Raw genomic sequence first — 22787 nt, 5'->3', positions numbered from 1 at the left:
CTGTAATGGATGATGCTGCTTTTTCATTTCATGCTTTATCACCTGAATTAATTTTTGATAGTTTGGCATCAATCGGCATTCGCATTGATTCAGGTCTTACCGCTTTAAATAGTTATGAAAATCGAGTTTATCAATTTCATGATGAGGATCGTACTCGCTATGTCGCGAAATTTTATCGACCTCATCGTTGGAGTAGTGAGCAAATCGTTGAAGAGCATCAGTTTACCAAGCAATTAGCTGACGCTGAAATTCCTGTTGTTGCTCCTTTAATATTCAATAATACCACGCTCCATGAGCATCTAGGTTATCGGTTTGCCCTATTTCCAAGTGTTGGCGGACGGCAATATGAAGTAGATAATCTGGAACAGATGGACTCCGTTGCGATGCTACTTGGTCGTATTCATCAAATTGGCACAAAACAACCTTTTTTACATCGCCCAACCATCGGATTAGAAGAATATCTTTATCATCCCCAAGAGAGGATATTATCTTGCTATTTTATTCCTAGAAAAGTGCAATCTGATCTGAAAACAATTTTGGCACAATTAATAACAACAGTTGAACAATATTGGCATAATGATTGGCAACCTATCCGACTGCACGCCGATTGCCATGCTGGCAATATTTTATGGCGAGATGGTGCAATGTTTGTTGATTTTGATGATGCTCGTAATGGACCTGCTATTCAAGATCTGTGGATGCTACTTTATGGCAACCAACAAGAGCAACGCTTACAGTTAGATATGTTAATTGAAATGTATCAAGAGTTTTGTGACTTTGATAAAGAACAACTTAGATTAATTGAGCCATTAAGAGCGATGAGAATGGTTCACCATTTAGCATGGATTATCGCCCGTTGGCAAGATCCGGCTTTTCCTATCGCTTTTCCATGGATAACTGATGAAGATTTTTGGCGACAACAATTATCAGAATTTAACAAGCAAATTGAAGCAATCAAAGTGCCATCGATAAAACTAATGTCGATAATGTAAATTTTAACATTTTGATTAATTGATTAATTTTAATAATTCATCAAAATTGGGACGGTTTTTGACTAATGCCTCTTTTTTCTGCTTAGAGAGCTGTTTTATTTTATATTCAAGCTTTAGTGCTATTGATTTGTCACCAATAAAAATCTGATACACAACCGTCAAATTCTGATGGCCTTTTAAACATTTAGCACCTTTGCCACTTTGATGTTGCTGTAAACGTCTAGCAACATCAGTGGTGATACCTGTATATAACAATTGATTTGCTGTTCTAATGATATATAAAAACCAGTTAGATACTTTATTAGACATAAATAACCGACAAAAAATATAAAGTGAATAATTTATCCATAATATCATTTTGGTCACCTAACTAATATTTTTGATTTTTAGGAAGCTATTATTTAACAATACCGCATTGTTAACCATTACAGCTCCATTTACTTTAATGCTGATAATGTTTAAGATAAACCAACTTTTTTGATGTACTCTGGGATAATAAAATTTGAATAACTTTGCAAAAATTATTGAAGCCGAACGTGGAGAAATGACGTTTGCTTACATACAAAATGATGAAATAAATTATCTAGACCTTTTTGACCAATTTTTGTCCGAAGAAGGGCATCATGAATTGCTCGATCCAAGCGATAAATTAGAACGATATACTTACTTAATTAATCATAATCAAACAAAATTTATTTTTAAAATCGATGGTGGCGTTGAACACCGTTTAGAACGTAAACTCATTGCCAAAATAACCGGTGATTTTTATTTTAATTTAATTCGTAAGCTGGCAAAAATATCGCTCGATAAATGTGATATTGCTTATGAGCTTTATTTGGTCGCTTTTGACAAAAGAACCAAACGTCACTATATGATATTTAATTTTATTGAAGGTCGCAGCCTAAAATGGGAAGAAATGAGAGAGTATGGTGAGCAAGTCAAAAGCTGCATCGAAAAACTTCACAGCTATAACTTAGTATCTAATGATGTGCACGGTGGTAATTTTATTTTAACGCCAGAAGGAAAAATCAAAGCAATTGATTTAACTAACTCAGGCTTTATATGGTTAACTAAAGCTAATGATGCGATCGAGGCACAAGAGCGTTTTGGAATTGAAATTAAAGTTCCTTTTTTTGCAATGGCAATTAAGAAGTTTACTCATGGGTTTAAACGGTTATCTCGTAAGATCCGTGGTAAAGAAGATTAACAATCTTCTTATCAAGGATGGCTTTAGTGAAATTGGTATTCATCATTTTTAAATATTAACTAATCAGTTAGTAAAAAATAAAATTAATAAGACTTAAAAAGGATGTAGTATGAAAAAGTTAATTGGTTATTTTGCTGTTTTAACTATTCTAACTAGCTGTGCATCTCAAAAAATGGTGTCAATTTACCATACAGAAGGCGCTGAAATCACTAAAGATTCGTCAGGTGTCGATATATTAAATAAATATAGCACATCACGACCGATTACCGCCCTACACTCATCTTTGTCATTATGTATTGCACAAGAACTGGATAACAGTCCCGTTGTGTTAAGTAATGAAAACTATTTGGGTTCACAATGGTGGCCATATTGGAATATGCCTAACCAACAAGCTATTACGGTTAATGGTGGCGATACAATCAAATTAGTTGAAGGTAATCATGTTGTCGCCAATGCTGTCGTGGACTATCAATATCATGCTAAATATTTTGTTAGTTATACTTTAACAGCAACTCGTAACCAACACGATATTCGTTATCTATTCAGCAACATTAAACAAGCTCAACAATATACGGGGTCTGTGATTAATGATGGATTTGAAAATGTAAAAACACTTGAAAGATCTCATCCTAACTTAGTTATTGAAGCACTCAATAATGAAGTTAATAAAATTCAAGAATGTTTATTACGCCAATAACCGATCGTAAGGAAGTTTCAGGCAGCACATACGTTTTAGTCTATGTTCTGATATTATTATTTAATAAGATAAAAAAAATCGTGGATGACTAAAACGTTTTTAGCATTTTAAAACGCCTCAACAAAATTACACTATACTTCAATTTATATCATTCCTCTTGCTTAATAACTTTCTTAATCTTCTGATTTTTGTATCTATAACTATACTGGTGATGGTTTAAAACCAATGAGCAATATAAGAAGTATATTATGAGCATGATTCTTGATTACTTAGAAAAGTTAAGCGAACTTGAAAGCCATCTGACCTATCTATCAATAGGTCAAGCTATTAAACGTTATATTTATCATAAGTAGCAAAGCTATTTATCCATTGTGATTTCATCTAATGATAAACTAAAGCTTGGAAGAAAAACATCCAAAAAGTAGTTCATTTCTGGACTATTACGTTCAGATAAAGTCTTTTTTAAACGTTGTTCGGCCAATTTAAATTCATTATTACCTGCACTCAATTCTTCAATAGTTTTAAGATAAGCACATAATGCGTCAGCCTGTTTTACGATACTTTTTTCTGCTTCAGCATAAAAATCATCATCGATTAATGCTCTAAAGTCATCTTGTAACTCTTTAGGTAGCATATTAATAAGTTTATGTTGTGCTATTTTTTCAATCTTTTTATATTCAACCGTGATTTGCGGATTATAATACTTTGTAGGTGTTGGTAAGTCACCGGTTATGACTTCTGAAACATCATGATACATGGCTAATAATGCGATTCGCTCAGGATTCACATCACCATTAAATTTTTTGTTTTTAATTATGGCTAAAGCATGTGCAACAAAAGCAACTTGTAAGCTATGCTCCGATACATTTTCCGTTCTTACATTACGCATTAAAGGCCAACGGTTAATTAGTTTTAATCGTGATAAATGAGCAAAAAAATGACTATTATTCATATTATTATCTCTTTAAATATAAAATAAAAACGCTCCCATTAAAAATAGGAGCGTTTATAATTATAACAATATTGCTTATGATTTTACGCTAGAATAAGCTGTTGAGTACCCAACGCAAATGGTACAGTTTGCTCTTCTGTAAATGTCACATATTCCCATGCATCTTGTTTAGCAAGCAATGCTTGCAATAATTGATTATTCAATGCATGACCTGATTTATAACAAACTACTTCACCAATCATATTATGACCGCTCATATATAAATCACCAATAGTATCAAGCATTTTGTGACGTACAAACTCATCTTCAAAACGTAGACCGTCTTCATTAAGTACTTTATAATCATCAACAACAATTGCACAATCTAAGCTACCACCTAAACATAAACCTTTAGACTGTAACGCTTCGATATCACGCATAAAACCAAAAGTTCTTGCACGGCTGATCTGGCGAATAAACGATTCAGACGAAAAATCTAATTGATAACGTTGCGAACTGCTATCGATAGCAGGATGATGAAAATCAATAGTGAAATCTAATCTAAAGCCACTATAAGGTCTTACCTCTGCCCATTTATCACCATTTTCAACTCGAACAAGTTCTTTTACGCGCAAAAACTTTTTAAGCGCATTTTGTTCGGCAATACCTGCATCAAGCAACAAATAAACAAAAGGACTTGCACTACCGTCCATAATTGGTATTTCAGGGGCATTAACTTCAATAATAAGATTATCAATACCTAACCCTGCTAAAGCAGAATTGATATGCTCAACAGTTGAAATACGAACATTGTCTTCGTTTACTAAACAAGTACAAAGCATTGTGTCGCGCACTGATTTTGCATCTACAGGAAAATCCACATATGGATTTAAATCAGTACGACGATAAATAATACCTGTGTTTTCAGGCGCAGGACGTAATGTCAAAGTAACTTTCTTGCCAGTATGTAAACCAACACCAGTTGCTTGAATAGTCTTTTTTAATGTTCTTTGTTTCACTTTGCACCTACTTTTTTACTTGTATTTCCTATTGACTTTGACAATAAAAAATCAAATAAGTTCAACTTTAATTCGCTTGCTTACGGATGAAAGCAGGAATATCTAAAATTTTATGATCTTCAATAGAAGAAGCTGTTGGTTCATTAACAACTTTAGCCAATTTTTCCTCTTGTTGTCCCAGCGTATTATTTTGAGCAAATAATTCATTACGTGGTACAGGTTTAGGAATTTTAACTTCTGAACGCTTATCCATACCAATACCAGTTGCAACCACTGTTACTCGAATTTCATCAGACATATCTGGGTCAAAAGTTGTACCAACAACCACTGTCGCATTGTCAGAAGCAAATGCTCTAACTGTGCTACCTACTGTTTCAAATTCTTCTAAGCCAAGATCTAACCCTGCGGTTACATTGACTAATACGCCTCGAGCACCAGATAAATCGATATCTTCAAGTAAAGGGCTAGAAATCGCCATTTCAGCAGCTTCTTCTGCTCGATTATCACCACTAGCTCGACCAGATCCCATCATAGCATATCCCATTTCAGACATCACTGTTCTTACGTCAGCAAAGTCAACATTGATATGACCCGGTTTAGTAATAAGTTCAGCAATACCTTGTACTGCACCTTTTAAAACACCATTAGCAGCTGCAAAAGCGTCAAGTAATTTAACACCTCGACCTAATACTTTTAAAAGCTTGTCATTTGGAATAGTAATCAGAGAATCAACATGCTTTGCTAACTCTGAAATGCCTTGTTCAGCAAAAGCCATACGCTTTTTACCTTCAAAGCCAAAAGGCTTAGTAACAACAGCAACTGTTAGAATACCTAATTCTTTTGCTATTTCCGCAACAACTGGGGCAGCACCTGTTCCTGTTCCCCCGCCCATTCCTGCTGCGATAAAGACCATGTCCGCACCTTCAATAGCACTACGAATAACCTCACGATCTTCTTCAGCAGAATTTCTACCAACTTCTGGATTAGCACCTGCGCCAAGCCCTTTAGTGACATTAGTTCCGATTTGGATAGTTTGACCTACCTTAATTCTTTTTAATGCCTGCGCATCGGTATTTGCCGCAAAAAACTCAACACCTTCAATATGTTCAGCAATCATATGCTCGACAGCATTACCGCCGCCACCACCGACACCAATAACTTTAATGACTGCTGCTGGTTCATCATCTGCAACCATAGGCTCAAACATAACTTATCTCCAAATTTACGATCTTGGAACATTGTACAGATAATCGTCTACAATGTCCACGAAGTTCTTGAAATATACTAGCTAAAACTCTTTTTTAAACCAACCGGTCAATCGTTTAGCTATCCCTTTTAATGATGATTTATTACTGTCTTTTGAATCATCACTTAATAAACTTTGTTTTCCATAATGTAATAGCCCTATAGTTGTTGAACAATAAGGTTTTTGTACATAATCGGTTAAGCCTGATATATTTAGTGGTTGCCCGATACGAACTTGATTTTGAAAAACTTTTTCGGCACACTCTACCATTCCTTTTATTTGAGCTGCACCACCAGTTAAAACAATACCTGCCGCTAATTGATATTTGACATTTTGTTTTTTAAGCTCTTCTTGCAATGCAAGTAACTCTTTTTGTACCAACGAAAGCAGTTCCGAATAGCGAGGTTCAATAACATCGGCAAGTGTTTGTCGTTGTAATGATCTAGACGGCCTTCCACCAACACTTGGTACATCGATGACTTCATCTTTGCCAATTAGTGAACCCACAGCACACCCATAACGAATCTTAATATTTTCTGCATCCATTGGCGGTGCACCAAACGCATAAGCAATATCACTAGTAACAACATTACCTGCATAAGGAATGACAACAGAATGGCGTAAAGCACCACCAGTATAAACCGTTACATCCATTGTACCACCACCTATATCAATTACGCAGACACCGAGTTCTTTTTCATCATCCGTTAAAACTGCATAGCTAGAAGCCAATCCAGAAAAAATCAGTTGATCCACTTTCAATCCGCAACGCTCGACGGCTTTAACAATATTTCTAGCCATATCATTATGACAGGTAACTAAATGCACTTTGGCCTTCATTCTTACCCCAGATAGGCCAATAGGATTTTTAATACCTTCTTGTAAATCGATGGAATATTCTTGCGCAATGACATGTAAAATACGGTGCTCATCTAAAATCCTGACTGATTTTGCGGTATGAACAACATTATCTACATCTTCTGCAGTAACTTCTTCATCCGCTATTGGTACCATACCTATTTCATTTTGACAGCGGATATGTTTACCAGAAAGGCTTAAATATACTGAAGATATTTGACAATCAGCCATAAGTTCAGCTTGATCAACTGCTCGTTGGATTGATTTAACGACGGACTCTAAATCATTCACACCACCTTTATCAACCCCTTTTGATGGACAATGTCCCACACCAATAATATTAACAATACCATCAGGAAGAACTTCACCAACAAGGGCAAGTACTTTGGATGTACCAACTTCTAGCCCAACAACCAATTTTTTTTCTGTTGCTTTCATACTCCAGCCTTAATTTATTCCTTACTGCACCAATTTTTCTCTTTGTACTGAAATACCATTTTCATAACGTAAATCAGCTACCACTATTCTTTCATTTTCTGGGACTCTTGATTGAATTTCTGGAAATAATTTAATAAATTGTTGATATCGCTGTTCAATATTTTCATTACCTAACAACAACTTTATTTCCTGATTTTCAAGACAAAAACCAGATACACACTGTTTTACCATCAATTGCCATGCATTACGCTCATCTGTTATCGCTGCTTTAATATGTAATGCCAACTGATTGTTCGCTAATTTTTTAGAAAGATTCTCTAATTTATAATAAGTTTCTAACGCCGATTTAGCTTTACCTTCAGGACCATATAGTCTTGGCAATTGTAATTCAGTAATACGGTCAAGTGGCACGCTAAAAACATTACCATTCTCATCAAGTAAAAATAGGTCATTCCAATAAAAAACTGGTTTATATTCTTCAACATAAACAATTAACCTATCTGGCCACTGTTTACGTACACTCGTTTGCTTAACCCACGGAAATCGCATTACTTCTTGTTGAATATCATTAACATCTTGTCCAATGTAGGTATTAGGCAATCCTAATCCTAAAATAGCTTCCCTAAGATCGTCCTCAGTTGTATAAGTGTGTTCCCCGCTTAATGTTAATTGCGACAATACCATTTGTTCGGGATCATCCATCCAATTTTTAAAGCTTTTAACAACCCAAATACTAATAAGGATGATCATAATTAAGAACAAAAAGCCTACTAATTGCTCTGTATTACGAAAGATAAGCAGCCGCCTTTTATTTTTATCTTCTCGTCTATGCGCCGCCTGTCTAACTTGTTTCATAACAATAAGGGCCAATTATAACGTTGCCAAATTTAAAATTCTGACAACAAGCTCATTAAACGACCAGCCATGTTGTTTTGCAGCCATTGGAACCAAGCTATGATCCGTCATACCTGGAGCAGTATTGACTTCCAGTAAGAATGGTTTTTGATTAGCATTAAACATAATATCAACTCTTCCCCATCCTCGACACCCTACAGCTTTATAAGCATCCAAGGCTAATTGACGAATTTCTTGTTCTTTATCATCTGATAAACCACTTGGACAAAAATACTGAGTCGTATCAGATAAATATTTAGCATCATAATCATAAAATTTGCTTGTAGGTTTAATATGAATTGATGGTAAAACTTCTTCACCTACAATAGCCACTGTAAATTCAGAGCCTGCTAAAAATGACTCAACCATCACAACACTATCATATTTAAAAGCTGCGTTAATGGCGACTTCTAATTCAGATGCTTCATTAACTCTAGCCATACCTACGCTTGAACCTTCATGACTTGGTTTAACAAACAATGGTAAACCAAGTTGCTTAACAATAGCATTTGTATCAATTGATTGCGATCTTTCTACCATAACATAATCAGCAACAGGTAAATTAAGCGATTTCCAAACTAATTTAGTTTTTAATTTATCCATTGTTAATGCTGATGACAAAACATCACTACCTGTATAAGGGATATTTTGATAGGTCAAAATTGCTTGAACAATACCGTCTTCTCCACCACGTCCGTGCAGAATAACAAAAGCTTTTGTGAATCCTTCTTCCTTTAAATTGGTAATCGGATGATATTTAGTATCAATAAGATGCGCATCAATACCATTTGCCAATAATCCTGCATGTACAGCTTTTCCTGACTTAAGTGATACTTCTCTTTCGGCAGAGGTACCGCCATACAATACAGCCACTTTATCAACCATTTTTATAAAACCTCTTTTGAAGATAATTGAGTTTTGGTTAATTGGCGCGCTATACGACCAACACTACCAGCTCCTTGTGTTAATAATAAATCGCCACCTTGCAATATCTCTTCCATAATCTCAGGTAAGATTTCTAAATCAGAAACATAAATAGGGTCAACTTTACCTCGATTACGAATTGAACGACATAAAGATCGGCTATCAGCCCCAGCAATAGGCTGTTCACCCGCAGAATAGACATCTAACATCACAAGAGCATCGACTTGAGAAAGTACTTGTGCAAAGTCATCAAATAAATCGCGAGTTCGTGTATATCGATGTGGTTGAAATAACATAACTAAGCGACGATCAGGCCAACCATTTCTAGCAGCTTGAATAGTGGCATTGACTTCACTTGGATGATGACCATAATCATCAACCATCATAATATCTCCACCATCAGCATGAGGAAAAACACCTAATAAATCAAAACGTCGACTAGTACCAGCAAATTTAGCTAATGCATTTATAATTGATTCATCATCAATACCCTCTTCGGTTGCAGCAATAATTGCAGCTGCTGAATTTAAAGCGTTATGTTTACCTGGTGCATTTAACTCAATATTTAAATCTTGGCGATCTGGGCGGCACACCGTGTAATAACTAACCCCTCGTTCTTGACGATAATTTTTAATAACTACATCAGCTTCTTCACTAAACCCATAAGTAATGACTTTACGTCCAACAATCGGCAATAATTCACGATTAATGGTATCGTCATAACACATAATAGCTAAACCATAAAATGGAAGGTTACGTAAAAATGAAATAAATGTCTGTTTAAGATTATCAATACTACCTTGATAAGTATCCATATGGTCTGGTTCGATATTTGTTATAATAGAGACCATTGGCTGCAAATGAAGAAACGATGCATCACTTTCATCTGCTTCGGCAATAAAATAACGACTACTACCCAATTGTGCATGAGTTCCAGCTGCTTTAACCAAACCTCCATTGACAAAAGTTGGGTCAAGTTTTGCTTCGGCATAAATAGCTGTAACCATAGCTGTCGTAGTAGTTTTACCATGTGTACCGGCAATAGCGATTCCATAGCGAAAACGCATTAATTCTGCCAACATTTCCGCTCGTTGAATCACTGGTATGCGAGCTTCACGTGCAGCAACTACTTCAATGTTGTCTTGTGAAATAGCAGAAGATATAACGACAACACTTGAATCAATCACATTTTCAGCAGCATGGCCAATAACAATTTTCGCACCTAACATTTCTAAATGTTGAGTCACAGCATTTTCAGCAATATCTGAACCACTAATTTCATAGCCTTCATTGGCTAGAACTTCAGCTATGCCACCCATACCAGCGCCACCAATACCCACAAAGTGAATATGCTTGACTCGTTTCATTTCAGGAATAATGGCTCTTAATTTAGCTAATTCCTTTGTATTCACTATCGAACTCCTAATCATTCTTTGTTGTTTAGTGTACCTTGTCATATCACCGTTGAACATTCGTATCCTAGTTATTTTTTTAGTCCAAACAAGTCATTGACTCAAATATCCACATAAACAGAAGTTTTTTTTACAAAATTATTACATAATCATACCAAAAGCTAATTATTTTATCACTGAGTTAAGGGATTCCGCTACTTTCTCTGTTGAATTTACAATAGATAAACTTTTAGCTTTAATTGCCATTTCTAATAACTTGTCGCGATTTAAATTTAATAGTAACTTTGATAATGATTCAACGTTAAAATTTGGTTGTTCTATTATATCCGCAGCACCTATATCCGCTAATGATTTTGCATTCCAAAATTGCTGACGATCTTTATGCATAAACGGAACAAAAATAGCACCAATACCAACGACTTCGATTTCACTAACAGTTAATGCTCCACTACGACAAATCACAATATCTGCCCAATTGTATGCATCTGTAACATCAGTTATAAACTCAGTCACTTTATTATTAGTCATATCGCAATTTTGATAAGACTGCATTACCGAATTTAACATTCCTTTACCCGTTTGATGCCATACCACATATTCATCTGATAATTTAGATATCACTTGGGGCACAATATCGTTGATAATCTTCGCACCTTGACTTCCTCCCATGACTAACACTCTGATTGGTCCATTACGATCTTTGAACCTTTCTTCGGGTTTTACAACAGTTAAAAGATCACTACGTACAGGATTACCTACGACTTCAGCGTTAGGAAAAGCACTAGGAAATGCTTGCAAAACTTTAGTCGCAATTTTAGCTAGCCACTTGTTAGTTAAACCTGCTATACCATTTTGTTCATGTAATACAACCGGTATGCCGAGTGTTTTTGCTGCAATCCCTCCAGGACCAGAAACATATCCGCCCATACCTAAAACAACGTCTGGACGATAGGCTTTCAAAATTTTTCGTGCTTGTAAAACTGCTTTTAGAATTTTATAAGGTGCTTTTAATAATGCCATCACACCTTTTCCTCGTAACCCTGATATTTCGATAAAATCGATCTCAATACCATTTTCAGGGACGAGATGTGCTTCCATACGATCAGCAGTACCTAACCATCTTACTTGCCAACCTTGCTTCATCAAATAATGCGCAACAGCAATACCGGGAAAGACATGTCCGCCAGTTCCTCCTGCCATAACTAATAATTTTTTCATTATTTAACTAACCTTATTCTTGCTTGCGCTTGTTGTTGCCTAAATTCAAAATCTATTCTGAGTAATATTGCAACCGCAATACTCATCACAATAAGGCTTGAACCGCCATAACTAATAAATGGTAATGTTAATCCTTTAGTTGGTAACATACCAGATGTAACACCAACATTAACAAATGTTTGAAAACCAAACCATATTCCAATTTCACAGGCTAAATAACCCGAAAACAATAACCCCTCATTAAGCGCTCGATAACCAATTGCAAGCGCTTTGAATGTCAAAAAGAAAAGTAATGACAATAAAGCAACTACACCTATATATCCATACTCTTCAGAAATAATTGAAAAAATAAAATCGGTATGACATTCAGGTAAATAACCTAATTTCAGAATAGAATTTCCCATACCTTGTCCCGTAACTCCTCCACTACCAATTGCCATTAATGAGGCAACTAATTGATAACCGGATCCAGTTGCATCTTGCCAAGGGTCAAGAAAGGTTAACAGCCGAGTTAAACGGTAAGCCTCGTATAAAATCAAACAAATCACTGCACCAACACCAGTTAGCAAAATAGCAATAAATTGCCACAATTGGGCACCAGCAATAAATAGAATACCAATAGTTACCATAAATAAAACGATAACAGTACCTAAATCGGGTTGCTTAAGTAACAAAATAGAGAGTACAGCCATAACAACCATTGGTTTAAAAAAACCCCAAAATCCACTTTGTACTTCTTCAGATTTACGCGATAAATAACCAGCTAAAAATAAAAATAACGCTAATTTTGAAAGCTCCGCGGGCTGAAAATTAAATACTCCTAAAGGTATCCAACGCGATGCACCGTTTATTGAAGAGCCTATACCCAATACGACAATTAACATAATAATAGCAATGATCAGTAACACTGAACCAAACTGTTGCCAGCGTTGCATCGGAATATACAACGTAATAGACATAAAAAATAGCGATATTCCTAACTGAATAAGCTCTCGTTGTGTATAAAAGAATGGATTACTGTCATTAAATGACATCGAAGACGATGTTACCATTATTAAGCCAAAGGTCATTAAACTAAGCACTGTCCAGAGTAACTGATTGTCAAATGGGATATGTGGATTAACTTGTTTTTTTAACCAAAATAATGTCATATCCTAGCCCCTTGAGTATATTGGTCAGCAAGTTGTGCAAACTGTTTTCCGCGTTCAACATAATTCTTAAACTGATCTAAACTTGCACAAGCAGGGGAAAGCAGAACCACATCATTTGACACCACTTTTTTAGCAATAATTTGCATTGATTCAGCCATTGTCTCTGTGATTGTTGTTATATTGGGAGCCAATTTACTAAGTAAATAACGATCTCGCCCAAAACAAAAAACCTCAATATTCCTATTTTTTAAGCAAGGGATTAATGGCGAAAAGTCAGCAGATTTTCCGTCTCCACCTAATAATAAATATAATTTCCCTTTGCAAACTACACTATTTAACGCGGCTTCAGTGCTACCAACATTGGTTGCTTTAGAATCATTAATCCACTTTACGCCATTTTTTTCCAACACTAATTCAAACCGATGTGGTAAACCATGAAATGAAGCAATTGTTGCAATGCTTGCTTGTCGTGAAATTTTTAATTTATCTGCTATCGCTAAAGCCGCTAATGCATTAAGATAGTTATGACATCCAGTTAATTTCATCGCTTTTGTTGCTAGCACAGGTTGATCTTGTGCAATCAAATACTCGTAGTGGTTATCTAAATGATAATCACCTTTATCAATACCAAATGAAACTCTATCGCTTTGTTTATCTGTTGGAATGGTTAATTGGTCATCATGGTTAATAACACAGTATTTTGCATTATGATAAATACGATGCTTAGCCTTAACATATTGCATTAAACCAAGAGGATAACGATCCATATGGTCTTCTGAAATATTTAAAATTGTTGCAACTGTCGCTTTTAAACTATAAGTGGTTTCTAGCTGAAAACTCGATAGTTCAAGAACATATATATCGCAATCTTCGGTTAATAAAGATAATGCAGGCTGTCCTATATTACCACCAACACCAACGCTAATACCTGCTGACTTAATGATTTCACCAATTAATGTAGTAACAGTAGTTTTACCATTTGCGCCAGTAATAGCAACAATTTTTTTATTAGATTTGGCATTAACTTCACGACAAAAAAGTTCAATATCACCTATAATTTCAACACCTTTTTCTGCAGCTTTTTGTAATTCAGGAGTTGATAATGGAATGCCTGGGCTAACGATAATTAAATCGGCATTTAGCAACCAATCAATTTTTAAATCTCCCAAGTGATAATTAATTCGATTATCTAATTGTTCTAATCCTTGCGGCTTTAAACGAGTATCGATTACTTTTGGGATAATATTTTGAGCAAGAAAATAATTCACACAAGAAAGACCAGTGATACCTAATCCAACAATAACAATATTTTTACCCTGATAGCTAACCATGATTCAATCCTGAGCTGTTTTTAAATTAACGTAATTTCAAAGTTAATAAACCAATTAATACCAACATTAATGAAATAATCCAAAAACGTACAATAACACGAGGCTCTGGCCAACCTTTTAGTTCATAATGATGATGAATCGGTGCCATTTTAAATATCCGTTTACCTCGTAATTTATATGAACCAACTTGCAAAATTACTGATAATGTTTCTACAACAAATATGCCTCCCATTATCAATAATAGGAATTCTTGTCGTAATAAAACAGCGATAATGCCAAATACCCCTCCCAATGCAAGCGATCCAACATCCCCCATAAAAACCATAGCAGGATAAGTATTAAACCATAGAAAACCTAACCCAGCACCAATAATTGTTGTACAGACAATCATCAATTCACCACCAAATTTAATATAAGGAATATGTAAGTAAGCAGCAAAATTAACATTACCTGTTGCCCAAGATACTAGAGCAAAACCAGCAGCAACAAAGACTGTTGGCATAATGGCTAGTCCATCAAGTCCATCGGTTAGATTAACAGCATTGCCAGCACCGACAATGACAATATAGGTAAAAAGAATAAATAATAATCCTAACTGTGGCATAACATCTTTAAAAAAAGGCACAACTAGTACAGTTACTGAACTATCTTTTCCATAAACATAAAGACCAAAAGCAACAATTAATGCAATGACTGATTGCCAAAAATACTTCCATCTTGCAATAAGACCCGCTGTATTTTTACGAATAACTTTTAAATAATCGTCAGCAAAACCAATAATTCCATAGCCAATTAATACAAATAATGCCAGCCAAACATAAGGATTACGAAGATCTGCCCATAAAAATACCGATATCGAAATTGATGCAAGAATTAATGTACCACCCATTGTTGGTGTACCTTTTTTACTTAAATGAGATTCAGGTCCATCATGGCGAACAACTTGGCCAATTTGTAATTTTTGTAACCAATCAATAACTTTTTGTCCCATTATTAATGAAATTAACAATGAGGTTAACAACGCTAAAATTGCTCTTACTGTTAAATAAGAAATAACATTAAAAAAGCTAAAATGTTTAACTAAATATTCTGATATCCACACCAACATAATTTTAATCCTGACTCATTTTGAGTTGTTCAATTTGAATTTTTTCGATAAGCTCTTCCATTTTCGCACTACGCGAACCTTTAACTAACATTGTTAAAGAGGGATGTTGATTTAAGAGCATTAACAGAAAATTTACTGCATCTTGTTTATTATTAAAATGATAACCTACACCACTATACTGACTAATATATTGACTTAATTTACCGACACTAACGACACAATCTAGCTTTTCTTGATAAGCAAGCTCGCCGATTTGTCGATGATATTTTTCAGCCTCATTACCAAGTTCCCCCATATCACCAACGACTAAAACTCGATACCCTGGTTGTTTTGCTAATACCTTAACTGCCGCTGACATTGACCCAACGTTGGCGTTATAAGAATCATCCCAAATTAATTGAGTTTGGTTTAATCTTATTGGATATAATCGACCTTTTACTGGTTTTAAAGTTGTTAAACCGTTTCTAATTTGATCCAAATTTGCACCAACAGAAATTGCTAAAGCGGATGCAGCGATCGCATTTGACACATTATGCAATCCAACTAGCGGTAAGAGAATTGAGCATTCACCTTTTGGCGTATGCAATGTAAAGGTCGTACTTTCAGTATGTTGAATATTACTAGCATAAAAATCTGCTGATGAATTTGCTAATGAAAAAGTCCAAACTTTTTTGTTTGTTAGCTGAGTAAACCATCTATCAGAGCAACTATCTAAATTAATGATAGCAATGCCATTTTGAGGTAAGCCTGCAAAAATTTCACCTTTAGCCGTTGCCACGCCGTCAAGTGAACCAAAACCTTCAATATGGGCCTCGGCAATATTATTAATTAAAGCGCTTTGCGGTTTAACTATCTTGGTTGTATAAGCAATTTCGCCAATATGATTAGCACCTAACTCTACCACTGCAAATTGGTCTTGCTCGGTTAAGCGAAATAATGTTAATGGTACACCAATATCGTTATTAAAATTACCTTGCGTGTAAAGTGTTTGCCCACAATGTTGTAAAATTGACGCAGTCATTTCTTTAACGGAAGTCTTTCCTGAGGAGCCCGTTAAAGCAACAATTTTAGCTTTGCTTTGTTCTCGAATAAAAGCGGCAATTTGTCCTAGTGATTGCCGAGTATCATTGACGACTATTTGTGGTATTAAAGCATCATCTATTTTATGATTAACAATAGCCACAATAGCACCATCTTTTATCGTCTGTGAAGCAAACTTATGCCCATCAAAATTATCACCAGCTAATGCAATAAACAGTGACTGTGGGGTGATTTTTCTTGAATCGGTACAAATAGAATCAATAATCTTATTTTCATCTTGAATATAATAAGACTTACCATTCACAACTTCTTTTATTTTTTTGATTTTTAAAGGAATCATGATCGATTCTCTACTCCTAAAAGCTGTTTCACTGTTTCTTGATCAGAATAGTGATATTTGGTTTTGCCAATTATTTGATAATCTTCATGACCTTTACCTGCAATTAAAATCACATCATTAATTTCAGCTTTCGATAATGTTTGTGTAATAGCCTGAATTCTATCAGGGATTATTTGTATGTTGTCAGTAGAATGTAAACCTTGTTGAATATCGTGAATAATCTTTATTTCATCTTCGGTTCGGGGGTTATCATTAGTTAGCACAATTTTGTCAGCAAATTGTTCCGCAATTTCTGCCATTAATGGCCTTTTCCCAGTATCTCTATCACCCCCACAACCAAAAATAACCCATAACGTTCCTTGACAGTGGATTCGGCTTGCTTGTAATGCCTTTTGTAATGCATCTGGAGTATGCGCATAATCAACAATGACTGTAGGACTATTTTTTTCATGTAACACTTCCATCCGACCACAAATCGGCTTGAGGAAGCAAGCCATATTTACTACAGCAAAAAACGGGTAATTAAGCGTTAGTAATGTAGCAATAGATAGTAATAAGTTAGAAACATTAAATTCACCTAATAATCGACTATTGATAATGGCATTCCCCCAACTTGATTCCATATGAATTTTAGCGCCTTTATCATAATATTCGATCATAGAAGCACCGACATAAGATCTATTTAAAGCTTTTAACCGACGTAATGATTTCGGTTGGCATGATACAGCTGTCACATGTGAAAGCTTTTCAATCCATCGTTTACCATATTTATCATCATAATTAATAATCGATTTACCTGAAGTTTCAACTAGCCTTTCTTTTTCATCAGGGCTAAATAATGACCATTTTGCTTTTGCATATTTACTCATAGTTTTATGATAATCAAGATGATCACGACTCAAATTGGTAAATACTGTTGCCGCACAATTTAAACCTTTAACTCGATTCATCACAAGTCCATGAGAAGAAATTTCCATCGCTACAACTTTTACCTGTTTTTTTACAAAATCAGCTAACAAAGATTGTATATCTATTGCCGATGCTGTTGTATTTACAGCTGGTTCAAGTTGATTATAAATACCATTACCAATGGTGCCTAAAATTGCCGTTTTATCATTGAGTAATGTTGTGCATTGAGCAATGAGTTGTGTAACAGTTGTTTTTCCATTTGTTCCGGTTACACCAATAACAGATAATTTTTTAGAAGGGAAATGATAAAAATCATTAGCAATCAATGATAAACGCCGTGAAAGTTGAAAAACACTAATTTGTGGGATTACAAATTTATTATCATGCTCAAGATAATCTATTTTTAAATCATTTAATTTGCTATTTGTTTCAACTAGCACCGCGACTGCACCCGCTGAAATAGCTTGAGGGATGAATGAACGGCCATCAACAGAATGTCCCTTTATAGCAACAAAAACATCATTTTTCTTCACGTTACGACTATCAATACGTAAATGACTAAGCGGAAAATCGTCTATTTCTAAATTTCGGTCCCCGCCTAATAATTCAAATAATGTTTTAAACGTGCTTGTAGCTATCATTTTTTACCTATTAATAAATAATCATTTGTCCATCAACTTGGCGGTCAGGCTGAACATTCATCGTTCTTAACACGCCCCCCATAATACGACTAAATACAGGAGCTGAAACTGAGCCACCATAATATTGACCAGCTTTAGGATTATCAATAACAACAACCAATGAATATTTTGGCCCTGTTGCTGGTGCGATACCTGCAGTATAAGCAAGATATTGATTGACATAACGTCCGCCAGATAATTTCTTAGCTGTACCTGTTTTTACACCCACACTATAGCTAGGAACAGATGCCTTGGTCCCACCACCTGTCACTGCAACCGCTTCCATTAATTGAACTACTGTTTTAGCTATTTTTTCTTGTACAACTCGCTCGCCTTTAACAGGTTCAGTCACTTTTAAAATAGAAACAGGACGATAAACCCCATAACTACCAATAGTTGCATAAGCCCTTGCTAATTGTAGAGGAGTCACACTTAATCCATATCCAAAAGCAAAAGTTGCTCTCTCAATATCTGCCCACTTTCGGGTTCTATCAGCTGCAATTGAACCACTAACTTCACCGCCCAAACCCAACCCAGTAGGTTGCCCTAATCCAAAACGACTATAATATTCAACAAGCTCATTAGGCTGCATTTGTAAGGCTAATTTACTTACACCTACATTACTTGATTTTTCTAAAATACCAGCCAAATTCAATGATTTTTGATATGATACATCTTTAATTTCATAACGATTTACTAAAAATGGTCTGGTATCAACAATAGTATTCAAATCTGCAATTTTTTTCTCTAAAGCCGCCATCACAACTAAAGGTTTTACTGTAGAGCCCGGCTCAAATGCATCGGTAACAGCTCTATTTCTCAATAAACTATAATCAATTGATGAACGGTTATTAGGATTATAAGATGGACTGGTTGCCATCGCTAAAATCTCACCGGTATGTACATCAATTAAAACCGCAGTACCACTATCAGCCTTATTAAATTCAACCGCCTGACTTAATTCACTATAAACTAAAGATTGTAACCGTTCATCAATACTTAATGTTAGATCTGATGCTGTTTCACTTTCTGTCCGCTCTAATTCTTCAATAACACGACCTACTCTGTCACGCCTAACTATTCTTTGCCCTGATTCTCCAATTAACCACTTATTAAAACTTTTTTCGATACCCTCAGATCCCTTTTCAGTACCATTTTCATCAATGTCTGTTAAACCAATCAATTGAGCTATATTTTCTGCCGCTGGATAATAACGTTTAGATGTTTTTGCAAATGATATTCCCGGTAATTTCAGTTTTTTTAAATAGTCAGATATTGTTGGTGTTACTTGTTTAGACAAATAAACAAATCGCATTGATGGGTTGCCTAGTTTTTGTTGTAATATTGACATGGGGATATTTAACGTTTTGGCTAACCCTTGCCACCTGATATCATCTGCTTTAACACCACCTTTTTGTACTATGATTTTAGGATCTGCCCAAACATCAAACATTGGCACACTTACTGCTAATGCCCGACCATTACGATCAGTAATCATAGCTCTTGGCGCATCCATTTCTTGGTGACGAATAGAACGCTTATTACCTTCAGCAATAAGTTTATCGGGCTCAATAATTTGCAATAATGCCATTCGAACAATAAGACAAATAATCGCAAAAATAATAAAACCATATACAATGTAAAAACGATTCAGTGTAAAAAACTGTTTTTTACTATTCAGTTTATTGGCTTTATTTACCTTTACAGCCTTTTTAACTTTATCTTTTTGATGTTTAGTGGCAGGTTTCATTATTTACTCTTTATCACAATAACTGTTTCATTTTGTGGTGTCACATAAGACATACCTAATTGATTCTTAGCTTTTTCTTCAACACGTTTTGGATCAGCAAGTACATTTTCCTCAATGACCAAATTCCGCCATTCACTCTCTAAAACATCCTGTTCTAACAAAAGTTGCTCACGTTCAAATAATTGTTTGCGAACCTGTTGAGTTATTATTAGTACAGCGCCAGCAGAAATAATAATCATGGTAAATAATAACAACGAAATTTTTTGGTGGCCAAACAAATCACAAACAATTAAACCAAATAAGCTTTTGCTTGGTCTTTTTTGAATATCTTTATCAATATAGATTTTTTCTCGAAAAGTATCATTGTTTTGGTTACTATCCATTTTTTCTTTCTGCTACCCTTAATATTGCGCTTCTAGAACGTGGGTTATTATTAATTTCAATAGTACTTGGCTTAATTTTGCCAAGAGATTTTAATTTAACACTACCATATTGTTTAATTTGTTGCTCTGTTAATGGTAATCGAGTTGGTAAATTCGGGCCTTTACTTTGCTTGTTAATAAATTGCTTTACAATTCTATCTTCCAAAGAGTGAAAGCTAATAACTGCCAGCCTTCCTTGGTTAGCAAGAAAAGATAAACTACTATTTAATGCTTGCTCAACTTCTTCCAATTCACTATTAATATAAATACGAATAGCTTGAAAACTGCGTGTAGCGGGATGCTTGTTTTTATCTTTTCTTGGTGTTGCTTTTTCAATTAAATTAGCCAACTCCAATGTACGGGTGATTGGTGAAACTTTATTCTGTTCCACGATCGCTCGAGCAATGCGTTTGGCAAATTTCTCTTCACCGAATGTCTTTAATACCCATGTAATATTTTCTTCGTCACTGCTGAGTAACCATTCACTTGCTGTCAAACCTTTATGGTTATTCATCCTCATATCAAGCGGCCCATCACGCATAAAAGAAAATCCTCTTTCGGGATCATCAAGTTGTGGTGATGAAACACCGAGGTCTAACAAAACACCATTAATTTTACCCAATAGCTCTAATTCACTAATATATTGATATATATTTGAAAACTCTCCACGAATAAAAGTAAATCTTGAATCCTCTATCTGCAACGCGGCTTGCTCAGCAAGCTCATCACGATCAATAGCAATCAATCGTCCTTGTGCTCCAAGTTGTTCAAGTATTAAACGAGAATGACCTCCTCGCCCAAAAGTACCATCAACATAAATGCCATCTTTTTTTATATTTAATGCTTCTACAGCTTCGTTTAATAATACTGTTGTATGTTGATAATCCATTAATCTTTTACTCTTATTAAATAGTTAAACTTTTTAAATTATCTGATAAACTTTCAATATCTGTGGGTAACGCAGCAATATCGTCGCTTATTTGTTGATACCAAATTGTCTCATCCCAAATTTCAAATTTATTAGATTGACCAACAAACATTGTATTTTTTTCTAATTTTGCATAAGTACGTAATGTAGGTGGCAATAAAATCCGTCCTGAATTATCCATCAGACACTCGATCGCATATCCCAATAACAATCTCTTAATTCTACGTTCAGCTTCAACAATTGTTGATAATGTTGCAAGTTGTTGTTCTATGCATTTCCACTCAGACATTGAATAAAGTGTCAAGCAAGGATGATATAAACCAATTGTGCAAACCATACCTTCAGATAAAAATTCACGGTAACGAGTAGGAATAGCTAACCGCCCTTTATTATCTAAATTGATTGAAATTGCACCGCTAAACATAAATGCACCATTATTTATTAATTTCTCATTAGTTTTTAATCAATAGAAATCAACGTGTTAATAAACAACCCTATTTTTACCACTTAACCCCACTTTTTACCACAAAATTTTATAAAATAATAGGTACTTGGTTAATTATTTATAAAAGATTGATATTTGTCCTAAAAATGAACAAATATCACAAAAAATCATAGAGGGAAACATATTATAGTTAAAAAATTTAAAGGACAGTTTAAAACAACAATTGGTAAATTGTGCCTTAACCAATGCCTACCTTTTTATTGGCGAGTTAGCTAAACATTTTGGAGTAGGCGAAGCAACATTAGATGAGTGAATTAGCTAGTTTTTACGACACAAAAAATTATCTATATCAAAAAAATATTAGGGGCTGTTGATCTTTACTGTACATAAATTGCTCAACAATACATTGGCAGCCACATTAACATAAATGCCAGTGATACCATACTGGCATAATTCCTTTCTAACTTATCGTATCTAGTTGATATTTGACGATATTGCTTGATTCTAGCAAAGGCATTCTCGACTAAATGACGATAGCGATAAAGGCACCTATCTATACTGCTTTTATCTATATCCTTACCATAATTACGTTTAGCAATCACCGTTCGTCCGCTTTTTTGACGAACAAAGCACCGAAAAGGCTCGCTGTTATAACCTTTATCGGCTATCACTATATTCACTTCATCGAGTTTTTCAACTAGGTTTTCTGCATAAGTGATATCATGTCGTTGTCCTTCAGAAAGCTCAAAACAAATAGGCAAACCACCACTATCAACCGCAAGATGAATTTTAGTTGAATGACCACCACAGCTCTGACCTATTTGCTCGGAATGCTCCGTTGCAGCG

Annotated in this window: 22 protein-coding genes; 3 read left to right on the top strand and 19 right to left on the bottom strand. The window is 35.0% G+C overall.

Annotated elements, in window-relative coordinates:
• Positions 1 to 5: 5 nt before the first annotated feature.
• Positions 6 to 992: a serine/threonine protein kinase gene (locus tag ACYIAJ_RS10200; protein WP_483560347.1), complete on the top strand. Its 987-nt coding sequence runs from the start codon at positions 6 to 8 to the stop codon at positions 990 to 992.
• 15 nt (positions 993 to 1007) lie between these two features.
• Here the strand turns inward: ACYIAJ_RS10200 and ACYIAJ_RS10195 are convergent, their stop codons facing one another.
• Positions 1008 to 1301, bottom strand: a complete 294-nt coding sequence (locus ACYIAJ_RS10195) for a GIY-YIG nuclease family protein (RefSeq protein ID WP_483560348.1) — start codon at positions 1299 to 1301, stop codon at positions 1008 to 1010.
• Positions 1302 to 1494: 193 nt separating this feature from the next.
• On the opposite strand from ACYIAJ_RS10195, the gene ACYIAJ_RS10190 reads away from it, so the two are divergent.
• Both ACYIAJ_RS10190 and ACYIAJ_RS10185 read left to right on the top strand, forming a co-directional pair.
• Positions 1495 to 2199: a lipopolysaccharide core heptose(II) kinase RfaY gene (locus ACYIAJ_RS10190; RefSeq protein WP_483560254.1), complete on the top strand. Its 705-nt coding sequence runs from the start codon at positions 1495 to 1497 to the stop codon at positions 2197 to 2199.
• 109 nt (positions 2200 to 2308) lie between these two features.
• Positions 2309 to 2896, top strand: coding sequence for a hypothetical protein (locus ACYIAJ_RS10185; protein ID WP_483560256.1), 588 nt, complete (start codon positions 2309 to 2311; stop codon positions 2894 to 2896).
• Positions 2897 to 3254: 358 nt separating this feature from the next.
• Here ACYIAJ_RS10185 and yfbR read toward each other — a convergent pair whose 3' ends face one another.
• From yfbR to ACYIAJ_RS10095, 18 genes are all read right to left on the bottom strand, one after another.
• Positions 3255 to 3848: a 5'-deoxynucleotidase gene (yfbR, locus tag ACYIAJ_RS10180; protein WP_483560257.1), complete on the bottom strand. Its 594-nt coding sequence runs from the start codon at positions 3846 to 3848 to the stop codon at positions 3255 to 3257.
• Between the two features lie 83 nt (positions 3849 to 3931).
• The gene (lpxC, locus tag ACYIAJ_RS10175) at positions 3932 to 4846 is read right to left on the bottom strand and encodes a UDP-3-O-acyl-N-acetylglucosamine deacetylase (protein WP_483560259.1); all 915 of its coding nucleotides are present in this window, start codon (positions 4844 to 4846) and stop codon (positions 3932 to 3934) included.
• Positions 4847 to 4913: 67 nt separating this feature from the next.
• Positions 4914 to 6053, bottom strand: a complete 1140-nt coding sequence (gene ftsZ / locus ACYIAJ_RS10170) for a cell division protein FtsZ (RefSeq protein ID WP_483560261.1) — start codon at positions 6051 to 6053, stop codon at positions 4914 to 4916.
• 81 nt (positions 6054 to 6134) lie between these two features.
• Complete coding sequence (ftsA, locus tag ACYIAJ_RS10165; RefSeq protein ID WP_483560262.1) at positions 6135 to 7388, bottom strand: cell division protein FtsA; 1254 nt, start codon at positions 7386 to 7388, stop codon at positions 6135 to 6137.
• A 21-nt stretch (positions 7389 to 7409) separates the two neighbouring features.
• Positions 7410 to 8243: a cell division protein FtsQ/DivIB gene (locus tag ACYIAJ_RS10160; protein ID WP_483560264.1), complete on the bottom strand. Its 834-nt coding sequence runs from the start codon at positions 8241 to 8243 to the stop codon at positions 7410 to 7412.
• 15 nt (positions 8244 to 8258) lie between these two features.
• Positions 8259 to 9167, bottom strand: coding sequence for a D-alanine--D-alanine ligase (locus tag ACYIAJ_RS10155; protein ID WP_483560266.1), 909 nt, complete (start codon positions 9165 to 9167; stop codon positions 8259 to 8261).
• A 2-nt stretch (positions 9168 to 9169) separates the two neighbouring features.
• Complete coding sequence (gene murC, locus ACYIAJ_RS10150; protein ID WP_483560268.1) at positions 9170 to 10618, bottom strand: UDP-N-acetylmuramate--L-alanine ligase; 1449 nt, start codon at positions 10616 to 10618, stop codon at positions 9170 to 9172.
• A 165-nt stretch (positions 10619 to 10783) separates the two neighbouring features.
• Positions 10784 to 11836, bottom strand: a complete 1053-nt coding sequence (gene murG, locus ACYIAJ_RS10145; RefSeq protein ID WP_483560270.1) for an undecaprenyldiphospho-muramoylpentapeptide beta-N-acetylglucosaminyltransferase — start codon at positions 11834 to 11836, stop codon at positions 10784 to 10786.
• Positions 11836 to 12987, bottom strand: a complete 1152-nt coding sequence (gene ftsW, locus ACYIAJ_RS10140) for a cell division protein FtsW (protein ID WP_483560271.1) — start codon at positions 12985 to 12987, stop codon at positions 11836 to 11838. Before ftsW ends, murG begins: the two co-directional genes overlap by 1 nt.
• The gene (murD, locus tag ACYIAJ_RS10135) at positions 12984 to 14318 is read right to left on the bottom strand and encodes a UDP-N-acetylmuramoyl-L-alanine--D-glutamate ligase (RefSeq protein WP_483560273.1); all 1335 of its coding nucleotides are present in this window, start codon (positions 14316 to 14318) and stop codon (positions 12984 to 12986) included. Before murD ends, ftsW begins: the two co-directional genes overlap by 4 nt.
• A 25-nt stretch (positions 14319 to 14343) precedes the next feature.
• The gene (gene mraY, locus ACYIAJ_RS10130) at positions 14344 to 15426 is read right to left on the bottom strand and encodes a phospho-N-acetylmuramoyl-pentapeptide-transferase (RefSeq protein WP_160403937.1); all 1083 of its coding nucleotides are present in this window, start codon (positions 15424 to 15426) and stop codon (positions 14344 to 14346) included.
• Between the two features lie 4 nt (positions 15427 to 15430).
• On the bottom strand, positions 15431 to 16807 hold the full coding sequence (murF, locus tag ACYIAJ_RS10125; RefSeq protein WP_483560275.1) for a UDP-N-acetylmuramoyl-tripeptide--D-alanyl-D-alanine ligase: 1377 nt from the start codon (positions 16805 to 16807) through the stop codon (positions 15431 to 15433).
• On the bottom strand, positions 16804 to 18357 hold the full coding sequence (gene murE / locus ACYIAJ_RS10120; RefSeq protein WP_483560277.1) for a UDP-N-acetylmuramoyl-L-alanyl-D-glutamate--2,6-diaminopimelate ligase: 1554 nt from the start codon (positions 18355 to 18357) through the stop codon (positions 16804 to 16806). The genes murF and murE overlap by 4 nt, the downstream gene beginning before the upstream one ends.
• A gap of 10 nt (positions 18358 to 18367) precedes the next feature.
• Positions 18368 to 20146, bottom strand: coding sequence for a peptidoglycan glycosyltransferase FtsI (gene ftsI / locus ACYIAJ_RS10115; RefSeq protein ID WP_483564741.1), 1779 nt, complete (start codon positions 20144 to 20146; stop codon positions 18368 to 18370).
• Complete coding sequence (gene ftsL, locus ACYIAJ_RS10110) at positions 20146 to 20529, bottom strand: cell division protein FtsL (protein ID WP_483560279.1); 384 nt, start codon at positions 20527 to 20529, stop codon at positions 20146 to 20148. Before ftsL ends, ftsI begins: the two co-directional genes overlap by 1 nt.
• Positions 20522 to 21457, bottom strand: a complete 936-nt coding sequence (gene rsmH / locus ACYIAJ_RS10105) for a 16S rRNA (cytosine(1402)-N(4))-methyltransferase RsmH (RefSeq protein WP_483560281.1) — start codon at positions 21455 to 21457, stop codon at positions 20522 to 20524. Before rsmH ends, ftsL begins: the two co-directional genes overlap by 8 nt.
• 16 nt (positions 21458 to 21473) lie before the next feature.
• A complete protein-coding gene (mraZ, locus tag ACYIAJ_RS10100) occupies positions 21474 to 21920 on the bottom strand; it encodes a division/cell wall cluster transcriptional repressor MraZ (RefSeq protein ID WP_483560283.1) in 447 nt (148 codons plus the stop codon).
• 416 nt (positions 21921 to 22336) lie between these two features.
• On the bottom strand, positions 22337 to 22787 hold a 451-nt coding region (locus tag ACYIAJ_RS10095), incomplete at its 5' end, for an IS5 family transposase (protein ID WP_483564740.1).

Source organism: Gilliamella sp. X-46 (genome assembly GCF_057063525.1).
Note: the sequence above shows the minus strand (reverse complement) of the source record. Positions and strands in the feature narration are given on the sequence as shown.

Bases quoted from the DNA above. Each gene is read 5' to 3' on its own strand.
- mraY (WP_160403937.1), bottom strand. From the start codon at position 15,426: ATGTTGGTGTGGATATCAGAATATTTAGTTAAACATTTTAGCTTTTTT.
- ftsZ (WP_483560261.1), bottom strand. From the start codon at position 6,053: ATGTTTGAGCCTATGGTTGCAGATGATGAACCAGCAGCAGTCATTAAA.
- ACYIAJ_RS10160 (WP_483560264.1), bottom strand. From the start codon at position 8,243: ATGAAACAAGTTAGACAGGCGGCGCATAGACGAGAAGATAAAAATAAA.
- mraZ (WP_483560283.1), bottom strand. From the start codon at position 21,920: ATGTTTAGCGGTGCAATTTCAATCAATTTAGATAATAAAGGGCGGTTA.
- yfbR (WP_483560257.1), bottom strand. From the start codon at position 3,848: ATGAATAATAGTCATTTTTTTGCTCATTTATCACGATTAAAACTAATT.
- ACYIAJ_RS10200 (WP_483560347.1), top strand. From the start codon at position 6: ATGGATGATGCTGCTTTTTCATTTCATGCTTTATCACCTGAATTAATT.
- ACYIAJ_RS10195 (WP_483560348.1), bottom strand. From the start codon at position 1,301: ATGTCTAATAAAGTATCTAACTGGTTTTTATATATCATTAGAACAGCA.
- ftsI (WP_483564741.1), bottom strand. From the start codon at position 20,146: ATGAAACCTGCCACTAAACATCAAAAAGATAAAGTTAAAAAGGCTGTA.
- murG (WP_483560270.1), bottom strand. From the start codon at position 11,836: ATGAAAAAATTATTAGTTATGGCAGGAGGAACTGGCGGACATGTCTTT.
- ftsW (WP_483560271.1), bottom strand. From the start codon at position 12,987: ATGACATTATTTTGGTTAAAAAAACAAGTTAATCCACATATCCCATTT.
- rsmH (WP_483560281.1), bottom strand. From the start codon at position 21,457: ATGGATTATCAACATACAACAGTATTATTAAACGAAGCTGTAGAAGCA.
- murD (WP_483560273.1), bottom strand. From the start codon at position 14,318: ATGGTTAGCTATCAGGGTAAAAATATTGTTATTGTTGGATTAGGTATC.
- murF (WP_483560275.1), bottom strand. From the start codon at position 16,807: ATGATTCCTTTAAAAATCAAAAAAATAAAAGAAGTTGTGAATGGTAAG.
- ftsA (WP_483560262.1), bottom strand. From the start codon at position 7,388: ATGAAAGCAACAGAAAAAAAATTGGTTGTTGGGCTAGAAGTTGGTACA.
- ftsL (WP_483560279.1), bottom strand. From the start codon at position 20,529: ATGGATAGTAACCAAAACAATGATACTTTTCGAGAAAAAATCTATATT.
- ACYIAJ_RS10185 (WP_483560256.1), top strand. From the start codon at position 2,309: ATGAAAAAGTTAATTGGTTATTTTGCTGTTTTAACTATTCTAACTAGC.
- ACYIAJ_RS10155 (WP_483560266.1), bottom strand. From the start codon at position 9,167: ATGGTTGATAAAGTGGCTGTATTGTATGGCGGTACCTCTGCCGAAAGA.
- murE (WP_483560277.1), bottom strand. From the start codon at position 18,357: ATGATAGCTACAAGCACGTTTAAAACATTATTTGAATTATTAGGCGGG.